The organism is Microvirga arvi (assembly GCF_016892765.1).
Taxonomy (GTDB): Bacteria; Pseudomonadota; Alphaproteobacteria; order Rhizobiales; family Beijerinckiaceae; genus Microvirga; species Microvirga arvi.
The window spans coordinates 1-1,469 of sequence record NZ_JAFEMD010000172.1; the positions used below are offsets into that span (position 1 = coordinate 1).

At 58.7% G+C, this 1,469-nt stretch carries 1 protein-coding gene; it reads right to left on the bottom strand.

Annotated features, from left to right (window positions below; translation table 11 throughout):
* A partial coding sequence (locus ILT44_RS30335; RefSeq protein ID WP_204243326.1) for a DUF4158 domain-containing protein occupies positions 1–1,219 on the bottom strand: 1,219 nt, incomplete at its 3' end.
* Positions 1,220–1,469: the final 250 nt, after the last annotated feature.

The window sequence follows — 1,469 nt, forward strand, 5'->3', positions numbered from 1 at the left end:
CCTTCCATGAATGGAAGGTGAAGGTCCGAAGGATCATTTTGCCGACCCGGTGAATGCCGGGATAGTGGTCAATGACCTCCGCCAGGTTATCCTGTCGGGTATTCCCAATCGTCTGGTCAATCTCGCCCACCAATGCCTCAAGCTCGCGCCAGCCGATGGTTTGCTCGACTGCCACAAGCGGATCGGCTCCTCTCGCCCGGGCCTCCAGCATGGCCTTGGCCATGTCGATCAGCGCCCGGGCGGCGCTATCGATCGTCGTCGCTCGGCTAACAACCTGTTCCTTGTGCTGACGGTCGGCTTTGCGGAACACGCTGCCAATCATCTTGTCGAACATCGTGATCGCAGCATCGGTCAGCTCTGCCTCCATCTCGCGGGCGAAGACAACCAAAGATGCAAGCCGCCGCTCACTTTCCAGGCGGGACAGATGCTGAGCGCTGAGGATGGCTGTCTCCCGGGCAATTGCCGCATAGCGGGCCCGGTGAACGCGCCGCTCACGATCCGGCTTAATGCCCAAGGAGCGCACGACCTGCAGCCGCTCCACAATTGAGGCGAGATTCTTCTGAGCTGGCGCCTCTGGCCATTCACGGAGCCAAGCCAGAGGCGTCCGGCTTTGATCTTCAGCCACCTCGATCAGATCACTCAAACTCGCTCTGACAGTGGAGCTCAAGCCGTCAATCAACAAGCGATAGGCTCGCTTGCGGGCTTGCGCGCGAGCTGTGAGGGCAATCCGCTCGAGCTCTGTTGCGGCAGGTAAGACGACGCGGGTTTGCCTCAGGAATGTGATCATGGTTTCAACAATGGCATCGCCGCGATCCGTCCCTGCGGCCTCTTCACGTGCAATCCGCGTGATCGTCAGCTCGTCATCATGCCGGAAGGGCCGCAGGCCGAGATAGGCGTAGAGTTCGTTGAGATGCTCCCAGCGGGTTGCTTCGCGCTGCCCGTAGTCCAGGAAGGCAGACGGATTGATTTGGAGCTGACTGGCAATGAAGACCAGCATGTCCCGGGGAGGCATTTCCGATGGGCCGAGCACCCGGCCCGGATAGCGCAAATAGGCGAGATGGACGGCAAAGCCGAGCCGATTTGCATCCCGACGTCTCTGCCGGATCAGCGCCAGATCCTCCATTGAGAAGGTGTAGTGGCGCACGATTGCGGCGACATCCAACGGTGGGTCGAACAGAACGATGCGGGATTGCGGAGAGAGAATTTCGTGCTTCTTCATGGTGGACCAGTCGGGTGACAAGGCCTCGCCGTTTTGCACATTCCTATTGCCAAACCGCTTCCATCAAGACGCGATCAAGCAAGAGGCTTCCTCATGGAGTGCACGTTTCAAAGTTGCAAATGCGCGAGAGGAATTCCGTCAATCGTGCATCCGCTCGTACTGCTGGATGCCTGCTGTTTCTGAACGCCATATGCAGCCTATGACGCTCCTAAACTCTTAGCGTAGGATTCTGGGAAGATTCTGCGATGAC